This window comes from Microbulbifer mixtoriginis (SeqCode) (assembly GCF_052466715.1).
Genome location: NZ_CP174288.1, coordinates 1555763 through 1580655 on the forward strand (window position 1 = coordinate 1555763; position 24893 = coordinate 1580655).

20 protein-coding genes and 2 pseudogenes are annotated in these 24893 nt (G+C 43.8%); 15 read left to right on the forward strand and 7 right to left on the reverse strand.

What is annotated here, in order from left to right:
• The first annotated feature begins 20 nt into the window (after positions 1 to 20).
• The gene (locus tag ACJJH9_RS07090; protein ID WP_444924762.1) at positions 21 to 1148 is read left to right on the forward strand and encodes an acyl-CoA dehydrogenase family protein; all 1128 of its coding nucleotides are present in this window, start codon (positions 21 to 23) and stop codon (positions 1146 to 1148) included.
• Between the two features lie 76 nt (positions 1149 to 1224).
• Here the strand turns inward: ACJJH9_RS07090 and ACJJH9_RS07095 are convergent, their stop codons facing one another.
• Positions 1225 to 2025: an IclR family transcriptional regulator gene (locus ACJJH9_RS07095; protein WP_444885339.1), complete on the reverse strand. Its 801-nt coding sequence runs from the start codon at positions 2023 to 2025 to the stop codon at positions 1225 to 1227.
• Between the two features lie 375 nt (positions 2026 to 2400).
• On the opposite strand from ACJJH9_RS07095, the gene ACJJH9_RS07100 reads away from it, so the two are divergent.
• From ACJJH9_RS07100 to ACJJH9_RS07115, 4 genes are all read left to right on the forward strand, one after another.
• Entirely contained in the window at positions 2401 to 3810 is a 1410-nt protein-coding gene (locus ACJJH9_RS07100; protein WP_444924763.1) for a serine hydrolase domain-containing protein, read from the forward strand.
• 23 nt (positions 3811 to 3833) lie between these two features.
• Positions 3834 to 4628: a class I SAM-dependent methyltransferase gene (locus tag ACJJH9_RS07105; RefSeq protein WP_444909929.1), complete on the forward strand. Its 795-nt coding sequence runs from the start codon at positions 3834 to 3836 to the stop codon at positions 4626 to 4628.
• 501 nt (positions 4629 to 5129) lie between these two features.
• Positions 5130 to 7346: a M3 family metallopeptidase gene (locus tag ACJJH9_RS07110; protein ID WP_444924764.1), complete on the forward strand. Its 2217-nt coding sequence runs from the start codon at positions 5130 to 5132 to the stop codon at positions 7344 to 7346.
• A gap of 503 nt (positions 7347 to 7849) precedes the next feature.
• The gene (locus ACJJH9_RS07115; protein WP_444924765.1) at positions 7850 to 10183 is read left to right on the forward strand and encodes a M12 family metallopeptidase; all 2334 of its coding nucleotides are present in this window, start codon (positions 7850 to 7852) and stop codon (positions 10181 to 10183) included.
• Between the two features lie 190 nt (positions 10184 to 10373).
• Here the strand turns inward: ACJJH9_RS07115 and ybiA are convergent, their stop codons facing one another.
• Entirely contained in the window at positions 10374 to 10931 is a 558-nt protein-coding gene (ybiA, locus tag ACJJH9_RS07120; protein WP_444924766.1) for a riboflavin biosynthesis intermediates N-glycosidase, read from the reverse strand.
• A 948-nt stretch (positions 10932 to 11879) separates the two neighbouring features.
• On the opposite strand from ybiA, the pseudogene ACJJH9_RS07125 reads away from it, so the two are divergent.
• The 3 genes and pseudogenes from ACJJH9_RS07125 to ACJJH9_RS07135 form a co-directional block, all read left to right on the forward strand.
• Positions 11880 to 12059: pseudogene (locus tag ACJJH9_RS07125) on the forward strand (transposase); the annotation flags it as partial.
• A 146-nt stretch (positions 12060 to 12205) separates the two neighbouring features.
• Positions 12206 to 12658, forward strand: a pseudogene (locus tag ACJJH9_RS07130) (IS5 family transposase); the annotation flags it as partial.
• 459 nt (positions 12659 to 13117) lie between these two features.
• Positions 13118 to 14989: a phosphatidylinositol-specific phospholipase C domain-containing protein gene (locus ACJJH9_RS07135; protein WP_444924767.1), complete on the forward strand. Its 1872-nt coding sequence runs from the start codon at positions 13118 to 13120 to the stop codon at positions 14987 to 14989.
• A gap of 360 nt (positions 14990 to 15349) precedes the next feature.
• On the opposite strand, the gene ACJJH9_RS07140 is transcribed toward ACJJH9_RS07135, so the two are convergent.
• The 5 genes from ACJJH9_RS07140 to ACJJH9_RS07160 form a co-directional block, all read right to left on the reverse strand.
• Complete coding sequence (locus ACJJH9_RS07140; RefSeq protein WP_444924768.1) at positions 15350 to 17005, reverse strand: amidohydrolase; 1656 nt, start codon at positions 17003 to 17005, stop codon at positions 15350 to 15352.
• Positions 17006 to 17115: 110 nt separating this feature from the next.
• On the reverse strand, positions 17116 to 18177 hold the full coding sequence (locus tag ACJJH9_RS07145; RefSeq protein ID WP_444924769.1) for a PQQ-dependent sugar dehydrogenase: 1062 nt from the start codon (positions 18175 to 18177) through the stop codon (positions 17116 to 17118).
• A 1069-nt stretch (positions 18178 to 19246) separates the two neighbouring features.
• The gene (locus tag ACJJH9_RS07150; RefSeq protein ID WP_444885330.1) at positions 19247 to 19648 is read right to left on the reverse strand and encodes a hypothetical protein; all 402 of its coding nucleotides are present in this window, start codon (positions 19646 to 19648) and stop codon (positions 19247 to 19249) included.
• A gap of 1184 nt (positions 19649 to 20832) precedes the next feature.
• On the reverse strand, positions 20833 to 21249 hold the full coding sequence (locus tag ACJJH9_RS07155) for a DUF805 domain-containing protein (protein WP_444885329.1): 417 nt from the start codon (positions 21247 to 21249) through the stop codon (positions 20833 to 20835).
• 28 nt (positions 21250 to 21277) lie between these two features.
• A complete protein-coding gene (locus ACJJH9_RS07160; RefSeq protein WP_444924770.1) occupies positions 21278 to 22744 on the reverse strand; it encodes an MltF family protein in 1467 nt (488 codons plus the stop codon).
• 149 nt (positions 22745 to 22893) lie between these two features.
• Between ACJJH9_RS07160 and ACJJH9_RS07165 the strand changes: the two genes are divergently transcribed.
• The 7 genes from ACJJH9_RS07165 (at position 22894) to ACJJH9_RS07195 (ending at position 24886) form a co-directional block, all read left to right on the forward strand.
• Positions 22894 to 23208: a hypothetical protein gene (locus ACJJH9_RS07165; RefSeq protein ID WP_252085480.1), complete on the forward strand. Its 315-nt coding sequence runs from the start codon at positions 22894 to 22896 to the stop codon at positions 23206 to 23208.
• Positions 23209 to 23307: 99 nt separating this feature from the next.
• The gene (locus ACJJH9_RS07170) at positions 23308 to 23577 is read left to right on the forward strand and encodes a hypothetical protein (RefSeq protein ID WP_152453976.1); all 270 of its coding nucleotides are present in this window, start codon (positions 23308 to 23310) and stop codon (positions 23575 to 23577) included.
• A 59-nt stretch (positions 23578 to 23636) separates the two neighbouring features.
• The gene (locus tag ACJJH9_RS07175) at positions 23637 to 23861 is read left to right on the forward strand and encodes a hypothetical protein (protein WP_444888690.1); all 225 of its coding nucleotides are present in this window, start codon (positions 23637 to 23639) and stop codon (positions 23859 to 23861) included.
• Positions 23862 to 23885: 24 nt separating this feature from the next.
• Complete coding sequence (locus tag ACJJH9_RS07180; RefSeq protein WP_152453974.1) at positions 23886 to 24083, forward strand: hypothetical protein; 198 nt, start codon at positions 23886 to 23888, stop codon at positions 24081 to 24083.
• Between the two features lie 4 nt (positions 24084 to 24087).
• Positions 24088 to 24339, forward strand: a complete 252-nt coding sequence (locus ACJJH9_RS07185) for a hypothetical protein (protein ID WP_252085482.1) — start codon at positions 24088 to 24090, stop codon at positions 24337 to 24339.
• Between the two features lie 12 nt (positions 24340 to 24351).
• Positions 24352 to 24588 (forward strand): hypothetical protein, encoded by a 237-nt coding sequence (locus ACJJH9_RS07190; protein ID WP_444924771.1) that lies wholly within the window; start codon positions 24352 to 24354, stop codon positions 24586 to 24588.
• Positions 24581 to 24886 (forward strand): hypothetical protein, encoded by a 306-nt coding sequence (locus ACJJH9_RS07195; protein ID WP_252085484.1) that lies wholly within the window; start codon positions 24581 to 24583, stop codon positions 24884 to 24886. The genes ACJJH9_RS07190 and ACJJH9_RS07195 overlap by 8 nt, the downstream gene beginning before the upstream one ends.
• The last annotated feature ends 7 nt before the right edge of the window (positions 24887 to 24893 follow it).

A 24893-nucleotide genomic window follows, 5' to 3' on the forward strand; every position in this document is an offset into this window, starting at 1 on the left:
GTTTAATGAGGATTGGAACGATGGATTTTTCCTATAGTGAAGAGCAGCAGATGCTACAAAGCAGTGTGAGCAAATTTATTCAACAGGATTATGACTTTGATCGTCGCAGTAAGTTAATAGACAGTGATACTGGGTTTAGTGAAGATAACTGGAAGTTATTTGCTGAGCTGGGCTGGCTAATGGTTCCATTTAATGCAGAAGACGGTGGTTTGGGTGGCTCTGCTGTTGATCTGATGGTAGTGATGGAAGAGTTTGGTCGTGGCCTGGTAGTGGAACCCTTCCTGGCCAGTGCAGTTTTAAGTGGTGGACTAATAGCAAGCGGTGCCAATGAGGCGCAGAAGCGAGAGCTAATTAGCTTGTTGATGGAAGGCCAGTTGCAGCTGGCATTTGCATTTGCTGAGCCCCAGAGCCGTTTCAATCTGTCTGATATTGCCACTAAAGCTATAAGGAGCGGAGACAGCTACGTAGTGAATGGCCACAAAGCCGTTGTTTTGAACGGCTCAGCCGCAGATAAACTATTGGTGGCAGTACGTACTAGCGGCGGCCAACATGATTATGAAGGTATCACTTTATTATTGATAGATGCCAACTCTGAGGGTGTTCACCGCCAGGGGTATGCCACTGTGGATGGGCACCGTGCGGCTGAAGTAAAGTTTAATAACGTCATGGTTCCTGTGGCAAACCGGGTTGGAGAGGAAGGAGCCGCTTTGCCAGTAATGGAACAGACAATTGATCGGGCCACACTGGCGCTGTGTGCCGAGGCAGTAGGGGCCATGGAGAAAATATATAAAAAGACCGTGGAATACACAAAGACCCGGGAGCAGTTTGGCGTTCCCATTGGTAAGTTCCAGGCCTTGCAACACCGGATGGTGGATATGTTTACCGAATATGAACAGGCCCGCTCTATTCTATTAATGGCAGCGTTACAGTTGGATGTGAATAATGGCGTTGCCCCTAAGGCAATTTCTGCAGCAAAAAGCCGCATTGGAAAAGCTGCCCGGTTAGTAGGCCAGGAAGCAATTCAGTTACATGGCGGTATAGGGGTTACAGAGGAGTTGGATGTGAGCCACTACTTTAAACGTTTAACCACAATCCAGTATTTGTTCGGTAGTACAGATTATCATACCCGCCGATTTGCCGGGCACTAGCGAGGCAGGCAGCCGTGAGGTGATGAGTTATCCCCCAGGTTGGTCGCATTGCGCTACTAACCTGGGGTTAAGCTATCTAGTAGCGGATCAGCATGGCCTCTATATTGCCGACCATATTCTTCAATAAGGGGGCGACTTCTTCTTCCAGGAATTCTGGACTCAGGCGGTAAGCAGGTCCGCCCGCATTAAATGTATAAATGCGCCCCTGGCTTAATTGTAGGGGGACAGCAATACCATTAACATCGCGGTTCCAGTCGCCAAAGGAGCTACAAAAGCCGCGCTGCTTATAGCTTGCTACCGCTTCTTCAATTCCAACCTTGATTTTAGGCCAGCGCTCGCTATTCCTTTTCTCCAGGTGTCCATAAAAGTACTCGCGCTCCTCTTGAGGTAGCGCTGCCAGGAAAGCCCTTCCTGAACCACTGGTAGCTAAAGAAACACGGTTACCTATTTCGTAGCGAAAAGTCGTAACATTAGCGGCTGCACAAAACTCGACAAATATCATGTCGAGTCGATCACGGTCAGACAGCCCTACAGCAGTTCCTGTGGAGTTTGCCAGGTCTTGCATTAGGGGTTTGGCAACCTGCCGAATAGCCAGATTAGAGACGAAAGAGTAGCCCAGCGCTAGTACGCCACTACCTAATTGGTACTTTTCCAGTCGGTCTGAGTAGGTCAAATAGCCTAATTTTGTCAGAGTATAGGTTAACCGTGAAATACTGGAGCGAGGCAAGCCTGTGCGTTGGGCGATTTCAAGGTTACCCAGAAAGCCATCACCGGGCTGAAATGCCCGCAGAACATCCAGTCCTCGGGCGAGGGCTTCAATAAACTTGCGATCGGGTTCTGCGCTTTTCTTTCTTGGGAGATCACTCAGCGGAGCCATGGTCTTAAATCCTGCTTCTACAGTAGCAAGTATACAAATTTTACTCCTGGATCTGAAGTTAGATACTTAGCCTTAAAGAGAAATTTAGGCCTGTGAAGGGTGTTTGGAAAATAATGAGCAGTAACGTAAATTGTGGTTGTACTTGGAGGGCAACTGTGAGTCCCGGGCAAGAGTGTTCTTTAAAGCAGATATGGTTTAATTGTATTTTTTGCGGAATACCTATATATACATTCTATTTATCGTATTTTGCATAGTTGCTCCTTGTTTCAAAGATGAAATTAGTGTTTGAATCCGTTGCCAGTGAACTTTTCCAGGTTTGAGCTCATTTAAAAAAGAATTTTAGATATGACAATAAGGCTTCTCATTAGTATCACAATGGCTTTGATTGTCGTTAGTAACTGTTATGCCATAGATGATAATGTTGGAAAAGAAATAAAATCAGCTCTGGAAGAGCTGTCTAATAGCAACCGCTTAATTGGCTCACATTTTGTTGCGGTAGTTGATAAGAACGGGCTTGATTTCTTTTATGCCTATTCTGAAGGTGGCCCTCAAGTTACAGAGAACACGCCCTTCTTAATCGCAAGTCACACAAAGTCTTTTACCAGTACTTTGATGGCTATCCTGCATAACTCGGGCAAGTTAGATTTAGATAAACCCATATCATCTTATAAGCTCCAGCTGGGGCTTGAGGGAAAAGTTGACACCAATAAAATCAGTGTTAGGGATTTACTTACCCATACGTCTGGATTTACAAGTGTTCAACATACCTTCAAGTCAGCTTTTTTAGGTTATTCCGGTCAAGAGGAGCTGGTACATTCATTAAGTGAGAATCTACTTATAGCGCCAGATTACAGCTTTAGGTATTCAAATACGGGCCCGATAGTCGCGTCGATGATTGCAGAGAATGTCACTGGAAAAGCTTGGGGAGAGCTTATAGAGAAGTATATAGCTGAGCCTCTGGATATGAATTCGACTACGAATAAGGTATCCAAAATGGATAATTTTCTTCCATCTATTATCACCTCCAGTGATGGTAATATCTTTACTTTAGGACATTTCAAGTCTGATCTAACGATGCACCCCTCAGGAGGCTTGGTTTCTACTGTAAGTGATTTGGCGACATGGCTTCAGGTAAATATAAACAAAGATAGGTCAAATGTATCTAAGATTAATATTTTTGATGACCTTCATGAAAAGCAGGTAGATCAATCAAAAACCTATTTCACCTATAAGAGAACAGGCTACACCTTGGGGTGGGATCTGGCAGAGTATAATGAAGAGACTCTTTTAACTCGGTTTGGAAATTATGGTGGATATAGCATCCATGTATCATTTATACCAGAAAGAGAGATAGGTGTAATTGCATTCACCAATCAGGATGCGGCTTATATGTTACCCCATGTAATAGCGAATTATACTTACAACTCAATTTTAAATAAAGCAAATAGGGATACGCTGTTTGAGCAGGAGATGAATCGACTGAAGAAATCTGTTCGAGGCGAGCTATTGGAAGCGCCAGATCCTGCCTTGGTTGTGAGCGCCGAAAATTTTCCAGGAAACTTGCTTGGTATCTATGTGAATAGTAATGGCTGGCCGGAGCAAAAACTCTATATTGAGGGTGATAAAATAATGGTTGGTTGGGGAGGGCTCAGTGAACCATTGCTAAAAACTGGGGAGGTATATAAGGTGCATTTAGGAGCGCTCCAAAGAGATCTTTCATTTCATTTTCAGGGTAAGGGCGTTGTAATGTCTCAGAATGGATCAGTCAAGTTTATTAAAATATAAGCTGGGTGCTAAAGAGGTGTTCCATGAAAGAAAATACAGATTTTTTTGTCAGTAAATCCTTGGCCTCCTGGGATGAGGCTGGGCCTGTTCACTGGGAATTCAGCAAGCGGCTACTTGAGAAAGTCTCCGAGTCTAATTTTAATGCCTTAGAACAAGACTTTGATGGCATGTTGGATGGGTTTGATCTTTCCGGAAAGTCAGTGGTTCAAATTTGCTGCAATAATGCGAAAGATTTAATCTCCATCAAAAAGAAAGGTGCCGGGCTCTGTGTGGGGATTGATGGATCCCAAGCTTTTGTCGATCAAGCTCGGCTTTTGGTAAATGCCTCAAGGTGTTCGGATGTAGAAATCGTATGCTCTAACATCTATGAGTTGCCTGATGAGTATATCGGCCGTTTTGACTTTGCGGTTATCACTATTGGCGTACTTAATTGGATGCCGGATCTAAAGCAGTTTATGAGAATTTGTACTTCCTTGCTGAAGCCGGGTGGCTATCTTTTAATGGAAGAAATACATCCGGTTCTAAATATGTATGAGGAAGGTAATCCCTCACACATTGCCATGTCTTATTTCAATCGCGAGCCGCAAAAGGATGATCAAGGTTTGGGCTATTTGGATGGTAGAAAATATCAGGCTAAAGAAAATTATAATTTTCATCACACCTTGTCAGATATTTTGATGGCGGCAATTGAAAGTAATCTATCTCTACAGAAGTTTGTTGAACTCGGGAAGAATGTGGGTAATTGGTGTGGAGATTTGGAAAGCTCTAAATGTGTTCCGCCAATGGCAATGCTGGCTTGTTGGAAAAAGGACGTATAGATTTTGACGTTCACCAAGGTCCTAAGCTATAGAGCCAGTAGAAATAGGCTAAGAAAAGAGGCCTGCCATTAAAGTTGAGTCTTAAATTCCTTAATTTTTGTATTTATACGGACAATATTTCTTCCGGCGGTGAGAACTCAACATTTTAGCGGGCGTGCCACTGTTGTCTACTTGGTGTTCTGTAGATTTCTTGGGTAACAGCATCTGCATTGAGATCGCCCAACTTGCTTTATTGTGAGGCTAAATGAGCCACATTGGCTAATTATTCGAATGATTTATAAGTTAAAATGAAACCACTTAATAACTCGTTATCAAGATAAAGTATACTCTTTTTGCCCATGGTGGCGCCGGTAGTCCAAAGGGGGAGGTTGTCGCACAAATCACTCACTTAGCCGCAGTTTCAGACTGCTGAGACGGTAGAATTGGCCGGCATAGGCCAAGAGAGGGTAGAATCCCGCTCTTAAAACTATTAAAAGACCCTTTTTTACGAGGAGATAGCAAATGCGTCAGACAATGATCGCACTAGCCGTAGCCGCATCCCTGGCGGTTGTGGGCGGTTGTGGTGAAAAGGCAAAACAGGCTGAGGTAGCTAAAGACACTGTGAAAGCCGAAGAGTCCATGGCTGTAACTCCAGAGCACGCCAGTAACATGCTGCTGGCAGAGTGGACTGGTCCCTTTGGTGGTGTACCTGCGTTTGACAAGATGAAGCTGGAAGATCTCAAGCCCGCAATTGAAAAAGGTATTGAGATAAGCCTTACCGAGCTAGGTGCGATCGCTTCAGATTCCGCTAAGCCAACCTTTGCTAACACCATTGTGCCGATGGAGCGCAGTGGCGCCGAGCTAAGCCGCGCAACGGCTTACTATGGAATCTGGGCTGCGAATATGTCTTCACCAGAGTTCCGCAAAGTTCAGCAAGAGCTGGCACCGATCTGGGCTGATTACGAGTCCAAAATTTACCAGAACAAAGACTTGTTTAAGCGCATCAAGGCGATCTACGACCAGCGCGACGCGATGGACCTGGATGCTGAACAGAAGCGTGTGGTTGAGCTGATCTATACCCAGTTCTCTACCAATGGTGCCACCCTGGAAGGTAAGGCCAAGGAGCGCTATGCGGAAATCAACAAGCGCCTGGCTGAACTTTATACCAAGTTCTCCAACAATGTACTGGCCGATGAGGAAGGCTACGATATCTTCCTGAGCAAAGATCAGTTGAGCGGCCTGCCGGAATCCTTTGTTGCAGCGGCGGCAGCTCTGGCGGAAGAGAAGGGCGAGAAGGGCAAGTACGCAATAACCAATTCCCGCTCCTCTATGGATCCATTCCTGACTTACTCCGATGATCGCGAGCTGCGCAAGCAAGTATGGACCAACTACTACAGCCGTGGGGACAATGGCGATGAGCACGATAACAACGCCATCATCGCTGAAATCCTGAAGCTGCGTGATGAGCGCGTAGGCCTGCAGGGCTTCGATAACTACGCTCAATGGCGCCTGCAAGACCGTATGGCTAAAAATCCTGAGCGGGCCATGGACCTGATGGAAGCGGTATGGCCCGCAGCAGTTGCCCGCGTAAAAGAAGAAGTAGCTGATATGCAGGCGGTGGCGGATGCCGAGAAAGCCAATATCACTATTGAGCCCTGGGACTATCGTTACTACGCCGAGAAGGTTCGCAAGGCCAAGTACGACCTGAACTCCGATGAAGTGAAGCAGTACCTGCAGCTAGATAACCTGCGTGAAGCCATGTTCTACGTAGCTGGTGAGTTGTTCAACTTCAAATTCACCCCGGTGAAAGAAGGTTCCGTACCGGTATTCCACGAAGATGTTAAAGTCTGGGAAGTCACTGACAAGACCAGTGGTGACCATATCGGCCTCTGGTACCTGGACCCATTCGCCCGTGCTGGCAAGCGTTCCGGTGCTTGGGCAACCATGTATCGTGACCACTCCACCTTTGATGGCAAGAAGAACGTCCTGTCTTCTAACAACTCCAACTTTATCAAGGGCGCGCCGGGTGAGCCTGTGCTGGTGAGCTGGGACGATGCCGAAACCTTCTTCCACGAGTTTGGCCACGCGCTGCACTTCCTTGCTTCCAACGTGACTTACCCGACCCTGAACAGCGGTGTTCGCGACTACACCGAGTTCCAATCCCAGCTGCTGGAGCGTTGGTTGTCTACCGATGCGGTTATCGATAACTATCTGGTGCACTACAAGACTGGTGAGCCTATTCCTGCGGATCTGGTGAAGAAGATTAAGAAAGCCGCCAAGTTCAACTCTGGTTTTGCCACCACTGAGTACCTGGCCTCTGCGCTGATTGATATGAAGTTCCACACTGCTGATCCAGAGGGTATCGACCCAGATAAGTTTGAGCGTGAAACTCTGGATAAGCTGGGCATGCCGAAAGAGCTGGTCATGCGTCACCGCACCCCGCACTTTGGCCATATCTTCTCTGGTGAAGGTTATGCAGCTAGCTACTACGGTTACATGTGGGCCGACGTGCTGACTTCCGACGCCTCTGAGGCCTTCTCCGAGTCTAAAGGTGGCTTCTACGACAAAGAGGTAGCAGCCAAGTTGGTGAAACACCTGTTTGCACCGCGTAATGCTGTAGACCCCGCTGATGCTTATCGTGCTTTCCGTGGTCGTGATGCCAATATCGAAGCGTTGATGCGCGATCGTGGCTTCCCGATCCCGGAGAAGAAAGAGAGTACGGTTGCCTCCAAGAACTAGTTTATTGATTTAATAAATTGTTCATGAAAAAGCCGCATCTTTGGATGCGGCTTTTTTTGTTTAAGTGGTCTTTGAGTTAAGAAGTGCTCGAGAATAAAAATTCATTAACCATATGTTTGCGGCATATGCAATCTGCATTGTAAAAATTTCCTATTCAATATTGGTCTCGTGATCCCCTCTTTGGCTGGTTAGTAGATACCCAGAAGTTATTTCTAGGACGAATTTTCAATACTGGGCAAGGTCTTCATTTCTAAAAGTAAGTCCCTGGCTATATCTGCTGCCCTCTATTTTTAGCGGAATCAGATAGCTGGTTCTTTTGTTCCATTTTTTATTGGTCGTTGTTTTTTTGTTTTGTTATTTGTTAAAAAAATTTAACTAAAAATATTAGGTTGCTTGTTGAAGTGTTCTTATCTTTTTCTGCCCTTGTGCTTATAAATTAGCAATAAATATCCTATCGACCTTAAATTTCAACGGCTGTATTCTTGCCCGCGTCGACATGCCCATTGATATTTTATTATTTTGACTTATATCAATTGGTTTTGTCGTCTTTCAAAATCTTAAACACCAGATTAGGTTACAAATTCGTGAATTTTCAGAGAAGGAACATGAAAATGAAAAAGTTAACCGGTGCAGTGCTGGGGGTTACCACAAGCTTGGCCTTATTAAGTCAATTGACACTGGCATCAAGCCAGGCAGTGGCTAATAGCATTCCAAACTTTACCGAGAATGAATTTGCACAACTGGAAGAGCAATTCTCCTCAAGGAAGGTGATGGTTGATGGCAAACTCTATCAGTTAACTGGGGATATGCTGGAACTGGTTCCACAGGAATCTGGGCAAGTCAGTATTAGGTCGGCCTTTGAGTTGTCAGCAAATAAGTGGCCTGAAGGTATTGTCTATTATGATTTTCATGAAGACGTAACAGAAGAAAACCGCCAGCGATTCGTTGATGCTACCAAGGTCTGGGAAGAGGTCGCAGATTTACATTTTAAATTGCGCAAAGACCAAACCAATTATATCTACGTGCGAAATGGCAGTGAAAATCGATCTATGGTTGGAATGTCTGGTGGCGGGCAGTTTTTCAGTATGAAAGACTGGAGTATGAAATATATTATTGTTCATGAGCTGGGTCATGCCATCGGCATGAGACATGAGCAGCAGCGTTCTGATCGGGATCAATATGTGATGATCCTGGAAGACAATATAAAGCCAGCGTACATCTACAATTTTGATGTTCGCCAATCACACAACTACAGCGAATACGACTTCCTGTCAGTCATGCACTATCCCTCCCGCACATATAGTGCTAATGGGGGTGCGACAATTGTCCCCAAAAAAGGCTATGAGAAATATGATGGCATTGTAGGGCAGCGCGTTGACCTCGGAGCTGGTGATCAGGTAGGGGCGGCTTTTCACTATGGTGCTGTGAATATCAACATTCCTGATCCGGCATTTAAATCTTATTTGCTTGCTTACTTTGATGCAGATAATAATGGTGAAATCAGTAGTTTAGAGGCGGCGAAGGTTGAGAAAATTCATACCCCTGGAAACGGTGAAATTCAATCTTTGCAAGGTATACATCTTTTTCGATATCTAAAACATCTTACTGTTGCTAGTGAAAATCTAACCGAGGTTCCTGAGTTACCCAAGCGCTTGGAGTCTATGAATTTCTCTGGCAACCATTTGGATTCCGTTCAATTTGAGTGGGTAATGGATAAGCCTTTCCTAAAAGAGGTAGATTTCACTAATAATTTATTGGATGTTTATTCCTGTGAAATGCTCACTTTTATCAATGGTGTGATCGAGGGCGGTAATATCCAATACAGCCCGGTTAAGGGTGGTGAAACATTTATTTGTGATGAAGAGGCGGAGCGAACACTTATTTCTGGCAAACCAAGGGTCGACTTACGGGGGAAAGATGGCAAGCTATTTCACATTGATGTCCCTGAAAATGCTCAAAAACTGACTATTCAAACAGAAGAGTCGGAAATAGGCGGTGAGATGAATGTATATGTGGCTCATAACCGCCTACCCGACACCACAGATTTTGACTACAAGTCTGAAAATGCCGGTAATATCGAAAACATACAGATCATCTCGCCTCAGTCAGGCCGTTGGCATGTATTGCTCACTCCGGTAGAGCGTTCATTTGAAGGCGTGGATCTAACCGCGACTCTGGATTTGGGAGGTGAGCCTGGCAACCAGCTAGTCAACCTTCAGGAAATAGGTGGGTTGGCTGCCAGCAAGGGGGAGGCCTTGTATTTCACCATGAACGTTCCCCAAAATACTAAAGATCTACAGTTTGCCATGAATGGCGGCAGTGGTGATGCAGATCTCTATGTGCGTTTTGGTGAGAAGCCAACGGAATCTGTCTACGACTATCGTCCCTATATAGGTGGTAATGACGAAACTGCTTCAATTGCTAATCCCAAAGCCGGTGTGTGGCATATTATGCTATTGGGCTATGCTGATTTTGAGCAAGTCACTTTAATGGGCTCCTTCAAAACGTTTATCCCAGAAGAATTCCTCGTAGCTGGTGAGACCATTGCAGACTTGGATGGCAAAACGGGTGATGCGATCACTTTTAAAGTTCAAGTGCCAGAGGGTGTAGCTAAACTCTCTATTGCCACCGGACCTTCATTTATCTCTTCTCTTGGTGATGCAGATTTGTATATAAAGTACGGTGAGGAGGCTTCTGTGAGCAACGCGGATTTCACTTCAGAAAACTGGACCAGTCATGAGTCTATAAATGTGAGTGCGCCTCAAGCAGGGGTCTGGTATGTCACCGTTTATGGCTATACTGATTTTGAAAATCTCTGGTTAAGTGTTGATTATTAACGGCTAGGTAATTTATTTATTTTGGGTGATGGGTTGATTTAAATTTAAATCAACCCATTGCCTGCTTTGCTTTTAAAAAATTGATCAATTGCAATATTTTGTGTGTGTGCTTGATTCAGTGAATGCTATTTAGGGAAGGTTGGGTCATATTTTATTGGTGATATTAGTTGAAACTACTTAGGGCTTCATCCTAGGAGGGGTTAAAGCTCAGTTGATCTCTCACTTCCATAAGTGCAAAGCCCATAAGGTTAAGGCCTGCCCAGGTTCTTGGGTCTTGTATTGTCGAGCTATCCTGCGCTTGACCTATCCCCCAAATTTTATCAACGGGACTAGCCTCCACCAGGATCCTATCTTTTGTATTGAGCAGAAATCTCTTCAGGTCATTATTTTGGGAAAACTTAGCAAGGTTTCCATTAACGACAATCTCAAATCGTTTTTTTATCCAGATGTCATGGCTAAAACCAACAACCTGCCGGCCTAACTCCTTGGCTTTACCAGGGTGATCTGAAGTTAGAATCTTTTCACAGGCCTTGTGGTCCTTAAAAAGTTTGGCCTTGTGGTACATCATGTAGTGTTCAGCGGTAATAAAATGATATCCATCTTCCTCGAATTTGGTGTCATACCACTGGCTAAGACAGCTCTTTGAGATCTGGTTATCTATTTCTTGATGCCCCCAAAAAAAGACATACTTAACTTTATTTCCTTTGTCTACGAAGTCGATAAGTTGATCTCTTGACCTTATATTCATTTTTCATCCATTTAAAGATTGTTTTGGTGTAAAACTCTTTGCTCGGAGAGTTTGTTACTGAAAAGCTATAGATCCACTTTTAATGGAACATTATAGATATAATTGGAGCCGCTGGAGCTCCAGATCACATACTTTTAGTATGAGTTTAGACAAGTATCTGGGGATTTATGCAGGGAATATAACTCTTAGCTAATTATAATAATTGCTGAGATTCTTTCTCTCCTTCAATCCAAGTTTGCAAAACCTATACTTGCCAGATTTCTTGTGAGTCAATTTCAACAATTCATAACTCGAAAGATAAAATCGGCAAACTTTCTGGGCGGTAGGCCGCCTATGATCTCTTCCTGATGGCTGGCATAGGCTGCATTCAGGGAAAAAGTATATAAAAAGCCTCAGAGCCATTTCTTCTATGGTACGCCAGCCTCTACTGGGGGTACTCAGGTGGTCAAGACGGATTACTATTGTATGGAGGCAATCAGGGGGAGCTGCAGGAAGCGGATAATATCTCCACCTCAACCACCTGCGCTGGCAATATCCTTACTGACTTTTCTTTTTATCCAGGGTCTTAAGAGCTCTGAGCACGATGTGGTTGGCTCTACAGCCAATTTCATGTTCGTTTGCCTGAAAATTGTTATCAATGGCCAGCTTTAGTCGCGATAACAGTTTTCTCTCTGGGTAGAGCTGCAACCCTTTCTCCTATCAGTAGTCGTGATAGTATTCCAGAAGCGCCGCGCCACGCCTGCCCAGGGCGCCATCGGTAGATAATTTAATACTGCGTATGTAGTGTCGCGCATCAAAGTTGATACTAAGAATTTTGTTCTTAAATAATATTTTTTAGAAAATATATTTCTAGAATTAATCTTAAATAGAGGAAAAGTTACTAGAGGCTGTTTCATAACTTGAAATCGGTTATTCTCACGTAATTACATAGAAAAAAGTCCAGCAATAGTGAGCCGATTCAAGTCAGAGTTAACCAATGATCAATGGAAATTGATCGAACCTTGTCTCCCTGAGTTAAAACGAGGAAAGGGAGGCCCAAAACCCATTGATAATCGAGCTTGTTTTGAAGGCATCCTTTGGGTTTTACGTTCTGGAGCGCGATGGAAAGATCTTCCTTCACACTATCCATCACCGAGTACATGCTGGAGAAGGCTTCAGTTTTGGGAAGAGCAAGGAGCTTGGCTACAGGCATGGAGAAGGTTCCTGGAGTTGTTGGATCAACAGTCTTTGCTTAACTGGGAGGAGGTATTTTCTGATGGCAGCTTTGCACCAGCAAAAAAGGGGGCTTCGAAATCGGAAAAACCAAGCGGGGCAAGGGTTCAAAGTGGATGGTGGTGGTCGATGGCGAAGGTATTCCACTGGGAGGCACCATTACTTCGGCCTCACCAGCAGAAGTAAAGTTATTGCATCCATTACTTGATGTTACGTATAAAAATACAAAGATTCATCGCTTAGTTTATGATAAAGCGGCGGACTCTGATCCTCTTCGAGATAGCCTGTTGAGTCGTGGAATCGACCTTATCTGTCCACACAGGAGAAATAGGAAAAAAGCCTCAAGGCAGGATGGTAGAAAGCTCAGAAGGTATACTCGCCGTTGGAAAGTTGAGCGGACTTTTGCGTGGCTGGGAAATTACCGCCGCTTGGTTGTTAGATGGGAGCGATATTTATCCACTTATCGTGCTTTTTTCTATATTGCATGCATGTTAATTACGTTGAAGAAGTTATGAAATAGCTTCTAAGGGGCAGTTTTTTGACTTGGCTAGTAGTTTGTTTTGCCATTTGAGTGCAGCACAAAGCTAGTATGAGCGCTCAGATCCACTGAAGGTCAACATGGTTAGATGAAAGGAAATAAGCTCAGGTCTTTCGTGTCATTATTTTAAGTCCGAACTCATCATAATTGCATCGCATTTCTTACTTGCATGTCACTTGCGGTTAAATGTTGACGCTTATTGTTATGTTGTGGCGTGACACATCATTAATTTTTTCAAGGCGGTTAACTAAGGTATTTGTTCGCATCGTATTTTAGCACGCTGGGCGAGAATGTGTAAATAAGCTCCCTAATGTTGTGAATTTTTTGAGGATCTTACATATTCTTATTTGGCATGGTTGAAAAGTATTTGTAAATGGCGACAATATTTTGTGATTGAAATAAAAATTTCTTTTAGATTAATATAAAGCCGAATAAAATGAAAAAAATAATTTACTTTCCCTTGCTGGCTCTTTCTTTGGCTGTAAATGCTGAATTCTATGATCCTATTGATGTGGATACTTTTATAGTATCAGATACCTATAAAAAATTGAGATTACAAAGAGATTTCAATTTAAAGACTCCATTTTCGCAGCAAAGTTTTTGGGGGTCGCACAATACTTACAATACTTACTCTCATAATTACCCATGGCCTAACCAGGGTATCAGTATATTTGATCAGTTGCGAATGGGGGCTCAATTCATTGAACTTGATTTGAGTTACGAAAGGAGTGAAATTCGACTATGCCATGCAGTTTGTGGGACTGTTGATCAGAGTTTGAGCGATGGACTTTTAGAAGTAAAAAACTTTCTTGATAACCCGTCTTTTAAGAATCAAGTTGTTATAATCTATTTGGAAGATAGAAATAATAATGTAGGTTATAGTGATAACGCAAGTGCCGAGTTGTTGGATACAATTAACAATACGATTGGAAATTATGTCTATAAAAGCAATGGCATTGGTAGTATTCCGAAGAATTTAACTCCGCAAAATGTTTTGGCTCAAGGCAAACGCGTGGTTATTTATAAAGATCGTGATGTCAGTGTTAACGGTACATTAAATAACATGCTGTTTACTGGCTTGGGGCATATTGGTAGGAGCGCAGAATCAATTGCTAATGATTTTATTCCTCCCCAGAACCCATGGGAGAGTTTTAAGAATTTTGACTTCGATAAAATTCAAAATATTCACAGAAGTAACCAAGCTAATCTAGTTAATCTTGACCATATTGGTGGAGAGTACGATGACCTTACCGCAATGGTTTGGAGTTGGGATCCACTAATGAAAGGAAATGCAACTGGTGATAGTTACTTGAGGGCTATTGCTTCTGATGGTGTGTACCTCAATTCTGGCTGGAACGTAAGTAGTAATACATCTGAAAAGGCGCGATTTGCTTGTACAGATGGGAATACCTGGAGGATTACAGCTGGGGAGAACACATTTAATACAGGCGAGACGACCTGTCAGAATGAATTTAATGAGGGATATCACTTTGCGTATCCGAGAAGCGCCTATGAAAATCAGCAATTAATAAATGCAATTACGGAATTGTTTCCCGATAGTACTTCTCTGATTGTTTATGACAACCAGCACAAGACTGGCGAGTCAAAGGTCATCAATGTTGAGGGTAGTTTTGGAGGAACCATAAATTTGAGTGAAGACTGGCATGACCGAATAAGCTCTCTGGTGGTTCCGAGTTGCTGTTACATAACAGCATGGACTGAAGAAGATCAAGGTGGGATTCCACAATTTTTCTACGGAGGAACATATAATACCATTTCGAATGGTTTTGATAATGCAATCAAGAGTTTTGCCATTTCTGAGAGGGGGCCTAGCGATCCCTACCGTCCGCCGGTAAAAGTGTGGTTAGCATTGACTGTGGGGGACAATCAAACTACCACTACTACCACACAGGCTTTTTGCGGCCAATCTGAATTGCCAGTATCAGATAGCCTGCCAGCAGATCATACAAATTTTTACAATGGTGAAACTCTGCTAGCCACTAATAAGGCTCGCCTTGAATTTAGTGGTGGGGAATTGAATTACTATGTGTGTGAAAAAAGAGTATGGACTTCTCCCAATTGGAGGCCTACTAATGACTCTCCAAGGGTGGTTTTCCAGGGGGACGGACACCTTGTAATTTATGGTTCATTAGAGGGTGGATTCCATCATCCCGTTTGGGGGTCGGGGACACATGGTAAAGGTGTTACCGCGCTTCGTATAGACGAAAACTGTAAGCTTGTATTTGAGGATCCTAGCGGCGTAGTTAAAAAAATATTAGTTGATGGGTCATCTAACTGTTCCAAATGATCGGCAACGAGTCGCTCTTAATTGCAATAATAAGATTGAGGGTCCTTGTTGCTTCAATTTAATCGAATAAATCTTAGTGCAAGTATTTCTTCTATAAAGTTGAAACATATTTTCCTTGCTTTAGATAAAAACTGATAAATCTGCAGCTTATCGATGCACAACTTAGATCGCTCAGACTAGTCTGAGCGATCTGTTTGTGAAAAAGTAAATAGGGAGCTAGCAAGTCCTTGTAACTATTTACTATGAACTAAGATCTGCCCTTTAATACGATATCTGTAGAGTCGCGCCTTTAAATTTATGGATCCGAATCCTGCAGTGGATATTCGTTGACCACTCAGGGCAGGAGAAGTGTAGACAAACCTATAAAAACGTATTCTGGTATACCCTTTTCCCCTCAACCCAGGTCTCCATTACTTTTACTTTCCAGATTTCCTGAGGGTCAATCTTAAAGATATTTTTATCCAATAAAATAAAGTCTGCAAATTTCCCTGCTTCAAGGCTGCCAATCATTTTCTCTTGGTGGCCGGCATAGGCTGCATCCAGGGTAAATGCGCGTAGGGCTTGCTCCAGCGTCATTGCTTCTTTGGTGCGCCAGCCTTTGCTAGGGTTACCCTGGCGGTCGCGGCGGGTGGTTGCGGCATGAAGGCCAAACAAAGGGTTAGCGGGTTCAACCGGGAAGTCGGAGCCAGCGGCTATTGGTGTGCCCTGGTTGAGAAGTGTTTGCCAGGCGTAGGCGCCGATCAGGCGTTTATCACCAAGGCGGTCACCCGCCATATTTTTGTCGCTAGTGGCGTGGGTGGGCTGCATGGAGGCAATCAGGTTGAGCTGTGCGAAGCGGGGAATATCCTTCACCTCTATAACCTGTGCGTGCTCTACGCGGTGGCGATACTCTTGCTGGCTTTTCTTTTTATCCAGGGCCTCAAGATGGTTGAGTACGATATGATTGGCTCTATCGCCAATCGCATGTACGTTCACCTGGAAGTTGTTATCCGTGGCCAGTTTCAGTAGCGATAACATTTTGCTCTCTGGGTAGAGCAGCAACCCCTTCTCCTGTGGGCGGTCGTGATAGGGTTCCAGAAGCGCTGCGCCACGGCTGCCCAAGGCACCATCGGCAGATAATTTAATGCTGCGCATATAGAGTCGCGTTTCTGGGCTGCCGATATGGCCAGCCTTCAGTAACTTAACATAGTTGTGGCTGTCCACCGATAACATTGGATAAACCCGCATAGGAATGGCGTTTTCCTTGGCCAATTCTCGGTAGGCAGTGAGGGTTTGTTCGTTGATACCCGCATCGTGCACACTGGTCAATCCCAGAGAAAGCGCCGTAGTAAAGGCGTTTTGCAGGGACTTTTTTTCCTGGGCTAGGGTGGGGGAAGGTACTGCCTGTTGTAGCAGGCTCATGGCGTTGTCAATTAAGATCCCAGTGGGTTCCCCTTCGCTATCCCGCAGAATCTCTCCGCCCTCAGGGGCCTGCGTGCTCTTATCGATACCGGCAAGATGCAGGGCTTTGGAGTTTGCCCAGCCTGCGTGGCCATCTACCCGACGCAACCAGATGGGATGATCAATCTCCAGAGCGTCCAGTTGCTCTCGACTAGGGAATTGTTTACCGGGCCAGGTGACTTGGTTCCAACCGCGGCCAAGCAGCCACTGGCCTGGTTCCAGTCTCTTTGCTTGGTGTTTTATCGCCGCGAGGGAATCCTCCAGAGAGTGGTCGCGCAGATCCAGTAATTCATTAAGTTGCCCAAGGCCCAGCATATGTCCGTGAGCATCAATCAGGCCGGGCAATAAGGTCTTGCCCTTGGCATCTATCCGTTCAGCATCTGAATACTTTTTATCCAGCTCAGTAAAATTACCAGTCTCCAGCACCTTGCCCTGGTCGAAGGCCATGGCATTGAACTGAATTAACGCTTTATCCGTGGTTTGGTACCCTGAAAAGTTATGGATGAGTGTCACTGCCTGGGAGCTGATAGAAGTGGCGGCAAGTAGTATCGCCGCCAAAGTTTGGGCTAGACGCATATTGGAATGCCTTGTTGTTTTCGTTATTGGCCATTCTATGGTGGCTTCATGCCCCCTGAAAAGTAGATTAAATGGCTACTGGGTTAATGAGTGTGGGAGTAGGGGGCTTCTTACTGATCGGGTTCTATACGAAGTAAATGGCCTTGGGGTCCATCGGTGATGATGTAGAGATTGCCGTCTGCTCCAATTTCAGCGTCTCTAACCCGCTCACCGATGACAATTCTTTTCTCAATATTCAGCGGATCCCCTTGCGGATTGATTACCCGCAGGTCTTGGGTGACCAAACCAGCGGAAAGGAGGTGACCACGCCACTGTGGAAATGCTGTGCCGGTATAAATGGTGAGGCCGCCGGGGGCATGAGTATCAATCCAGGCAAGGAAAGGAGAGGTAAATTCCGGGCTGGCAATTTTGAAAGAGATGTTGGATCCATCCCGATAATCCCTACCAAAGGTCACTCTAGGCCAACCGTAGTTAGCGCCTTTTTGAACTTGGTTTAATTCGTCGCCAGCTGCAGGACCGTGCTCTGAGGACCAGATAACCTGGCTTTCAGGGTCGATAGCAAGCCCCTGAGGGTTGCGGTGGCCAAAACTCCAAATCTCTGGGAGGGCGCCTTTGGTACTTACAAAGGGGTTGTCATCAGGTACTGAGCCATCAGGGCCAATACGGATGATTGAGCCAAAGTGTGTTTGTAGATTTTGTCCCTGCTCACGGGCAAAGATGTCGAGAAAATCCTGTGGGGGATTGCCGCCGTCCCCAATACTGGCCAGCAGGGTACCGTCAGGGAGAAAGGCAAATCTCGAACCAAAATGTGCGCTATTCTTTTTACCTTGGGCTGCCTTGAATATCTCTTGAAAGTCCGCCAGCTGGCCACTTTGCCACCTTCCCCTACCAATAGTTAGGCGGTTATTTTCGGTATTGCCACTAGCGTAACTGAAATAAAGTAGTTGGTCTTTGTCAAAGTTTGGGCTGGCAATTACATCCAGAAGCCCTCCTTGCCCCTCAAAGAAAACCTGCGCTGGAAAATCAATAGCTTCGGAAAGGGTATTGCTGCTTATGGTGCGTAACTTACCATCTCGCTGAGTGATGATTAGAGTGCCATCAGGGAGCAAGGCTATACCCCATGGATATGGAATAGGGCCTGTCACCTTACTAATCTTAATTTTGTCTATCACGGGGATCGCGCCCCGGGAAAGAAAAGTATCAGCAGAGCTTACACCAGAGATGATTGTGCAAGTGAACGCTAATAATGTTGTATAAAAAGAAACCCTTCTCACTTTAGGCGACCCCTGGGGTAGGTGGGTGTGCCGAACAGTATAACAATAGGGCTATTGACAACAATATCGATTTGCCCAGTGTAGTGAGCACTACGCATTGCATGAAGAGTCTCTTTCTTAGTGGTACCTAGTCTATACTGAACTATTTTTTATTTTGTAAGAATTCAATAGTGAAATAATCAACCGTTTCAGCCTATCAGCTAAAAGTAGTAGGAGAATAGTTTACCCAAAATTTTTAGGTTTTTCCGCTTTCTACTTATATCGAGATTGTGATAATGGTAGTTAAATTAGTTGATGTGACGCCAAAATGCTCCTGACCTGTGGGAGTGGATGGGAGTCAATTAATAGTAGATAACGGGGGGGATAGCAGGTCTTTTGGTGAAAAACCAGTAAAGGGAGGTAGTTGTTTTAGGAGGTGTAATTGGAATTTATAGACTTTATTGTTCAACGGGGGTGATTTTTCTGGTTATCAATACGGTCAAACAAAATCCTCTGTTTATGGTTAAGCGGTATTTTAATTGAGCGTGGTATGTAATACCTATGTTAATACTATGGCCTTCATTTTCTGGGGTTTAAGATCTACATTGACAGGCCTTAATAGTCAAGCAGGCTATAGCAACTCTTAAAGAGTTCTTCTCAAGGAAATCTGATGTTTCAGCGGATTCTACCCCAGCCTCATTGAGGCTAAACAAAGAAGTTAACTCCCTTCTTTTTGAAAGCAAGCATACATGTACTCCATGTATCAACCAAGGAGTAATGGCTACCGGCACAGGCTGGAGTTAAAGAAAGCCTGTTGCTTTTCCTTTCATTGGTGAATAGCTGTTACTCAGGCGACTAATAATTTAGTTTTACGCTAGATAATAAGCCATATCTACTAGTTAGGGTTGTTATTTGTTGAGATAGAAATAACGTGTTAAGCAGCTCTTTATATTTTTATTTTAAACAAAACTATTTTAATACTTTTGTCTTAGTGACGATTGTTGTGTTTAGCAGTTGCTTTTATATTTGCCACTTGCCTTACCCCAAGCCCGAACCTTTTGGCAACTGCTGATCGAGATTCACCAAAGTGCAAAGCTTGTAAAATCTCACGATTACGTGCCTGAATGTCGATTTGTCGTGATGTGGGTAAGGTGAGATAGGTACCGCCATAGATGTCACTAAGGGTTTGCAAGGATTGGATGGGTAGTATATCTATCAGCTTGCTTCTCTCTGGATATTTAGGGATATAAACATCCTGCCCTCCAAAAGAAGCTATCAGTATAAGCATATCGCTATAGCCAATTAGCTCGATAAGCTCTTGCATCAGATCTGGTAGCTTCTTGTGATCAATCTCCACACTATAAAAGCGGTTTTGGTTCCCTTGCTGCATTTTGTCATCCTTGTCAGATATAACATGCAACGAGAGTACGATTAACGATATACCCTGGCGTAGAGTGAAATGGTTCCCAGTGCGTTATGGTGTGGCTTTGTGCTCTTTTGATTTTTTAGGAATGGATGAAAGTGAAAAAAGATTTTATGATGAAAGGAAAGGTAGTATTTACAAGTTGTGGGGAAAAGTAACAACGGAGTTTGCAGTATCCGGGATTGAATTTTGATTTTTGATCTTTGTAGATATTTAGGAATTATATGTGGGCTCAAAGGCATTGACCTACTAGCCGATAGCCAAATACTTTAATTCATCGTTCTATGGTAGCTCGTTGTTAATGATGAATGTTGACATTTTCAATAAATGTCAATGATTTAATGCTTCTTGGTTGGATGGAATTAATCATTGGTTTATCTCTACTTGAACTTTTCTTCTTTTAAGGGGCGTTCTATGAAGCAAGCCCTCTTGAAATAATTGTCTGGGAGAGGAGCTGATAAAAGTTAGTAGCCGCTTAAAACCATGTAGATGCAACCATCAGAGGGGTATTGTTTGCCCATACTCCTAGGAGTCAATCCTTTGGTGCTTTATGCTCTTTAGCTGTGATTTATAAGTAGGGCGATTCTAAAAGATGAAAGAAAATGTTCACTTTAGAGAATAGTTGTTAGTTTATTGGGTGAGGGGTGGTATTCAAGAGTTGAATACACATGCCTCACGCCCTTCTATCATTCTATGGGAAGAGAAGTCTATATAGGTGTTTGAGGCTTCTTTACTCCCTATCTTCTTTGCTGCCTATCTTCTTTGCGGTACAGGCTTTACTTTATAGCTTATGAGGATGCTCTATTTGTCTTTTTTTGATTAAAAGAGGTAAATAGAGAGTAAGAGTTTAAAAATTTATTTTTGAATTGTGATGTAGTTCACCTGCTGTGTAAGTGAATTACATTGATGTGTAGAGTTTAAGTCTTAAAAATTTGCTCCATGTAGGACCGTAATAATGTTTGTGGGGTGTTGTTGCTCTATGAATTTATTAGTTTTTTCTTAGAGACGTCAGAGTTTTTAATAAATTTTGGTTTTGAAGCTGGCTAAAAACTATTTTGTAATTAGGAGGGTGGTTGTCTGGATATGATAGGTGGCACTGTATGGTAATGTTTAATGTAGATGCGCCCAGCGTATGGCCAGGCGCTATTTTCCTACTGAGTGTCAGGTCTGTTGTACAAGGTGTCTTCAGGTTCTAGCAACTTTTCGCTGTTTGAATTCCTGGCTGCATTGGGGGCAAAAAATAACTCTGCGCAAACCCATATTGCTCCAATGCCTGGTATGGCAACGATCAACATACGACGGGGTAGCCCAGAACTGCGAAGGCGTTTGCTGCATACTGTTAGCGAAACCCAGATTATGCTTAGCTGAACCGGGACACTGACTACCGCCATAAATATTTCTGCAGTTTTCCAAATTCCATCGCTGAAATTAAAATTGCCATATTCCAATATTAGCCCAGTAATAAACTGAATGCAGAGCACCGGTATTATAAAAAGCAGCCAGAACTGTCGCCGCGTTACGTTACCATCAAAGTTGAAATAAAAATCCAGATAGTCTTGATCCCTCATGAGCATTTCCTCATCTGATTGTCAGAGCTTATATGGTGTGGTTCCGAGGTGATGTATTATCATCGGGAATTGCTTCACTGTTTTTCTTAAGGCTCTCAAGTTGGGATCGATAAGCGGCTTCTCTCTGAAATATTTTGCGCACATAATGACGGGTTTCCGTGCCGCGGCAATAGCCATATTTTACCTCTGGACTATTGTAGAACTCTGCTTTTTGCAAGAGTACGATGTAATCTTCAACTCCTTTGCTGTTGCTGGTTGAGAACCATTGGTTAGGGTTCACCCCATCCTGCAGTGCTAGTCGGCGGGCATCTAAGACATGTCCTGCACCTGCGTTATAGGAAGCAAAAGTAAAGGCCATGGCATCCCGTTTCGGTAAATTCATCCAACGTTGATATTGATTCAGATTGTACTTGGAGCCACCTTGGATATTTTGTGCCGGGTTAAAGTTATCCTTTACTCCCATTTCATTGGCAGTTTCAGGCATTAACTGCATGAGCCCCTGTGCCCCGGCGCGGGATATGGCATTAGGCCTAAAGTTGGATTCTGTAGATGCTTGTGCGGCGAGCCATACCCAATCGAAAGGTTCAATTGCATAGCGTTTAAAGAGCTTGTCCCAGGGGCTTAGCGTGTTATTGGGTAGGATATATTCTTGTTGGTAGCCTATTCTTAGCTTGTTCGGTTGGCTCAGAAATTTCTGGAGTATTGTCTGGGCCTCAGCACTTTCCAGCCAACTGTTGAGGTCGTCTAGGAGAGAGGTATCATTATCCTTAGTTAAAGCAAAAGCAACCTTTCGATTTTCCCCAAATACCAGCGAGGTATCTAAGTTATTTCTGTAACCATTACTTCCATTCACGATATGTTCATCGGCGATAGTGAAATCTATTTCCCCCATGCTAACGGAATCAATGAGTTCAAGAATTGATACTGCTTTATCCGCAAAACCAATTCTGATTGCTGTCATGTTTTTTGCGTTTCCGGGATAGGTCAGGGGAATTTCTTGAGATAGGGCTTTCTCCTCTATTTCATCAAGATAGGCGCTATCTTGATGAATAGTGAGTGTTTTTCCTTTTAGATCCTTGAATACTGCTAAAGCTTTTTTTTTGCGCTGTACGAGTACCTCTCGTGTTTCAAATAATGTGTGACTAAACGTTATTTGTTTTTCCCGTTTGCGGGTGTGAGTAAGATCTGCAGCTGCTATATCTACGTTTCCTTCTTTCACTAAAGTTAAAATTTTTTTAATCGATGACGCTTTTTTGAATTCAATATTTACGCCCAGGTGCTCTGCATAAGCTTGTAGTAAATCGCATTCCAGCCCGGCAGGCTGACCACGATGATAATAACAGCCCACCCCATCCATTCGTGTGGCGACAGTTAACGTATCTATTGCCAGGATACTGTTGAGTCGATTCTTCGGGATCTTGCAGGCATAGATAATGACTCCTGAGAGGATCATTGCTGAGAGAAGGAAAATCCAACTTTTATTGAATGACTTCATGATAGCTCCTTGACTTGGTTTAAATCTTGGAGCCTATCGATGTCTCGCTAAGCCAAAAGGAGGAAGCAATTCCCGATTAACTGGTTATAAATCGCGGTTTAGAGTGATCGGGCTACATACCTAGCAACCCTCTAAGAGAAGGAAAAAACATGTCTGATGAAACTGATAGCAACTTGGAAGGAATTGATCCCTCGCCTTACCGGGATCGGCTCGACCCCAAAGTATCTGATGAAACCACTTCAAGTGCTGCGAAAAGCCTAAATCTAGATGGATTGCGCGATCTGTCTGCACTTTCCAAATTACAGGTACGTGAATTTACTCATACCAGTTCTACCCAGATGCAGGCCACATCCAATGCCATGACACAAATGGCTGCGGCTGGCGCCACTGCGGTAAATGCTATTTTGGGTAATGGTAGTAAAGGGGAAGGGCAGAAAGATACTGCACAGCTATCTAATCGCTGATGGAGAAAAGTTTCCCGATTATCAGTGATTGGGATTTTCCGTACAGTGATATAGCCCAATAACTGGGTTGATTAATTAACTGATTGAAAGGAAAAAATTATGTCTGATGAAACCAATACTGTAGACGGTATTCAACCTTCCCCTTATCGCGATCGTGTTGACCCTAAAGTGTCTGACCAGACAACCAGTTCTTCAGCACAAAGCCTGAATCTGGATGGTCTACGTGACCTGTCTGCGCTCTCCAAGCTGCAGGTTCGTGAGTTTACTCACACAGGTGCAACACAAATGCAAGCAACCTCCAATGCTATGACGCAAATGGCGGCGGCAGGTGCAAAGGCCGTAAATTACATCATGGATGGCGGTAAGTAAGGTTTTTGACCTTCAAGGGGTAGCGGTTTATCGCTACCCCTTAATAAAAGGAGCAAGTTATGAGAGATACTTTCCGAGATCGCCTGGCGACTAAAGTGGTTGATCAGATGGCAACTTCTTCAGCACTTAGCCTTCATCTAGATGGTCTGCGCGATTTGTCTGCACTATCTAAACTACAAGTGCGTGAATTTACCCATACCGGCGCAACTCAAATGCAGGCAACAGCAAATTCAATCCTGCAAATGTCGGCAGTTGGGGCGCGCACATTTAAAGATACCTTCTAATTTACTGTCTGAAAGGATGAACAGATGGCAAAGGATGATGATACACCAACGCTTAGGGAGCTCTCCGCAGGGAAGGGGAGGCTGATTGATGTGATGTCTAGTGCTTACTTGCAGCGTTCCATCAATAGCGCTGTGGAAACTACGCTGCAAGATCAAGTTAATGCGCGCAACCAGCGTATGTTGTTGATGACTAAACAGCTAAATAAAATAGTTGATTTGTAATTTTATGAAAGACGAGGGGGGGGCGGCAAAAGAAGGGAAGCGTATGTCTTCCTCTTTTTTGGTTCAAAGTGCAGCCGATCATGTAAGGGATACAGCCTTGCAAACCTCTACAGTTGCCGGGAAAGCTTTTCAGAAATGGTTGACCCAACCATTCAACCTCATCTTCCTGCTGATAATCATCGTTGCACATATACAGTTGATCGTGGCTGTGATTCAGAGTTTCTTGATGTTGTTGCTTTCGATGTTCATGCGTTAAGGATTTCAACTTATGCCTAATACAAAACCTACAAGAGAAAGTTACCTCCCTCCGGATTTTGAAGAGCAGCTGGATAAACTGATTAGCAGTCAAGGCACTGATGTTGACTTGGGTGAAGAACTACAGCAGTCAATCATGGCTATCTGCCGAGAAGTTAACGATGCATTGACAAAATCCTTTTCGGATATATCAACTACAGGCTTTGAGATGGATGACCAAACAAAGGGGCAAGGAGAAGATAATGAGTAATCAGACTAAAAATACTTTTCAGCCGGATGTGAGTAATATTTCCAAGCAAATTGTGAGAAACGCGGTAGAGCTACAAGGAATTCACATTTTACAAGGAAAATCTGACTCGTTAAGAGATGAAAGGCTTAGCAATATCATGTTAAAAAATAGTGTGATGATGAAGTGGCTTCAGAATCCATCCAATACCAGCTATAAGGAAGTATTAAGTGGTATAGGTGTCAACTCACTAAAAGACGATGTCAGAGAAGCTTATCAGTATGCTCTTGAAATGGTCCATCAAAAGAGTGATAAAAGTTAATATAGCG

What these genes read in the sequence shown, in the direction of transcription:
- ACJJH9_RS07090 (WP_444924762.1), top strand. Translation starts at nt 21, where the DNA reads ATGGATTTTTCCTATAGTGAAGAGCAGCAGATGCTACAAAGCAGTGTG.
- ACJJH9_RS07095 (WP_444885339.1), bottom strand. Translation starts at nt 2,025, where the DNA reads ATGGCTCCGCTGAGTGATCTCCCAAGAAAGAAAAGCGCAGAACCCGAT.
- ACJJH9_RS07100 (WP_444924763.1), top strand. Translation starts at nt 2,401, where the DNA reads ATGGCTTTGATTGTCGTTAGTAACTGTTATGCCATAGATGATAATGTT.
- ACJJH9_RS07105 (WP_444909929.1), top strand. Translation starts at nt 3,834, where the DNA reads ATGAAAGAAAATACAGATTTTTTTGTCAGTAAATCCTTGGCCTCCTGG.
- ACJJH9_RS07110 (WP_444924764.1), top strand. Translation starts at nt 5,130, where the DNA reads ATGCGTCAGACAATGATCGCACTAGCCGTAGCCGCATCCCTGGCGGTT.
- ybiA (WP_444924766.1), bottom strand. Translation starts at nt 10,931, where the DNA reads ATGAATATAAGGTCAAGAGATCAACTTATCGACTTCGTAGACAAAGGA.
- ACJJH9_RS07135 (WP_444924767.1), top strand. Translation starts at nt 13,118, where the DNA reads ATGAAAAAAATAATTTACTTTCCCTTGCTGGCTCTTTCTTTGGCTGTA.
- ACJJH9_RS07140 (WP_444924768.1), bottom strand. Translation starts at nt 17,005, where the DNA reads ATGCGTCTAGCCCAAACTTTGGCGGCGATACTACTTGCCGCCACTTCT.
- ACJJH9_RS07150 (WP_444885330.1), bottom strand. Translation starts at nt 19,648, where the DNA reads ATGCAGCAAGGGAACCAAAACCGCTTTTATAGTGTGGAGATTGATCAC.
- ACJJH9_RS07155 (WP_444885329.1), bottom strand. Translation starts at nt 21,249, where the DNA reads ATGAGGGATCAAGACTATCTGGATTTTTATTTCAACTTTGATGGTAAC.
- ACJJH9_RS07160 (WP_444924770.1), bottom strand. Translation starts at nt 22,744, where the DNA reads ATGAAGTCATTCAATAAAAGTTGGATTTTCCTTCTCTCAGCAATGATC.
- ACJJH9_RS07165 (WP_252085480.1), top strand. Translation starts at nt 22,894, where the DNA reads ATGTCTGATGAAACTGATAGCAACTTGGAAGGAATTGATCCCTCGCCT.
- ACJJH9_RS07170 (WP_152453976.1), top strand. Translation starts at nt 23,308, where the DNA reads ATGTCTGATGAAACCAATACTGTAGACGGTATTCAACCTTCCCCTTAT.
- ACJJH9_RS07175 (WP_444888690.1), top strand. Translation starts at nt 23,637, where the DNA reads ATGAGAGATACTTTCCGAGATCGCCTGGCGACTAAAGTGGTTGATCAG.
- ACJJH9_RS07180 (WP_152453974.1), top strand. Translation starts at nt 23,886, where the DNA reads ATGGCAAAGGATGATGATACACCAACGCTTAGGGAGCTCTCCGCAGGG.
- ACJJH9_RS07185 (WP_252085482.1), top strand. Translation starts at nt 24,088, where the DNA reads ATGAAAGACGAGGGGGGGGCGGCAAAAGAAGGGAAGCGTATGTCTTCC.
- ACJJH9_RS07190 (WP_444924771.1), top strand. Translation starts at nt 24,352, where the DNA reads ATGCCTAATACAAAACCTACAAGAGAAAGTTACCTCCCTCCGGATTTT.
- ACJJH9_RS07195 (WP_252085484.1), top strand. Translation starts at nt 24,581, where the DNA reads ATGAGTAATCAGACTAAAAATACTTTTCAGCCGGATGTGAGTAATATT.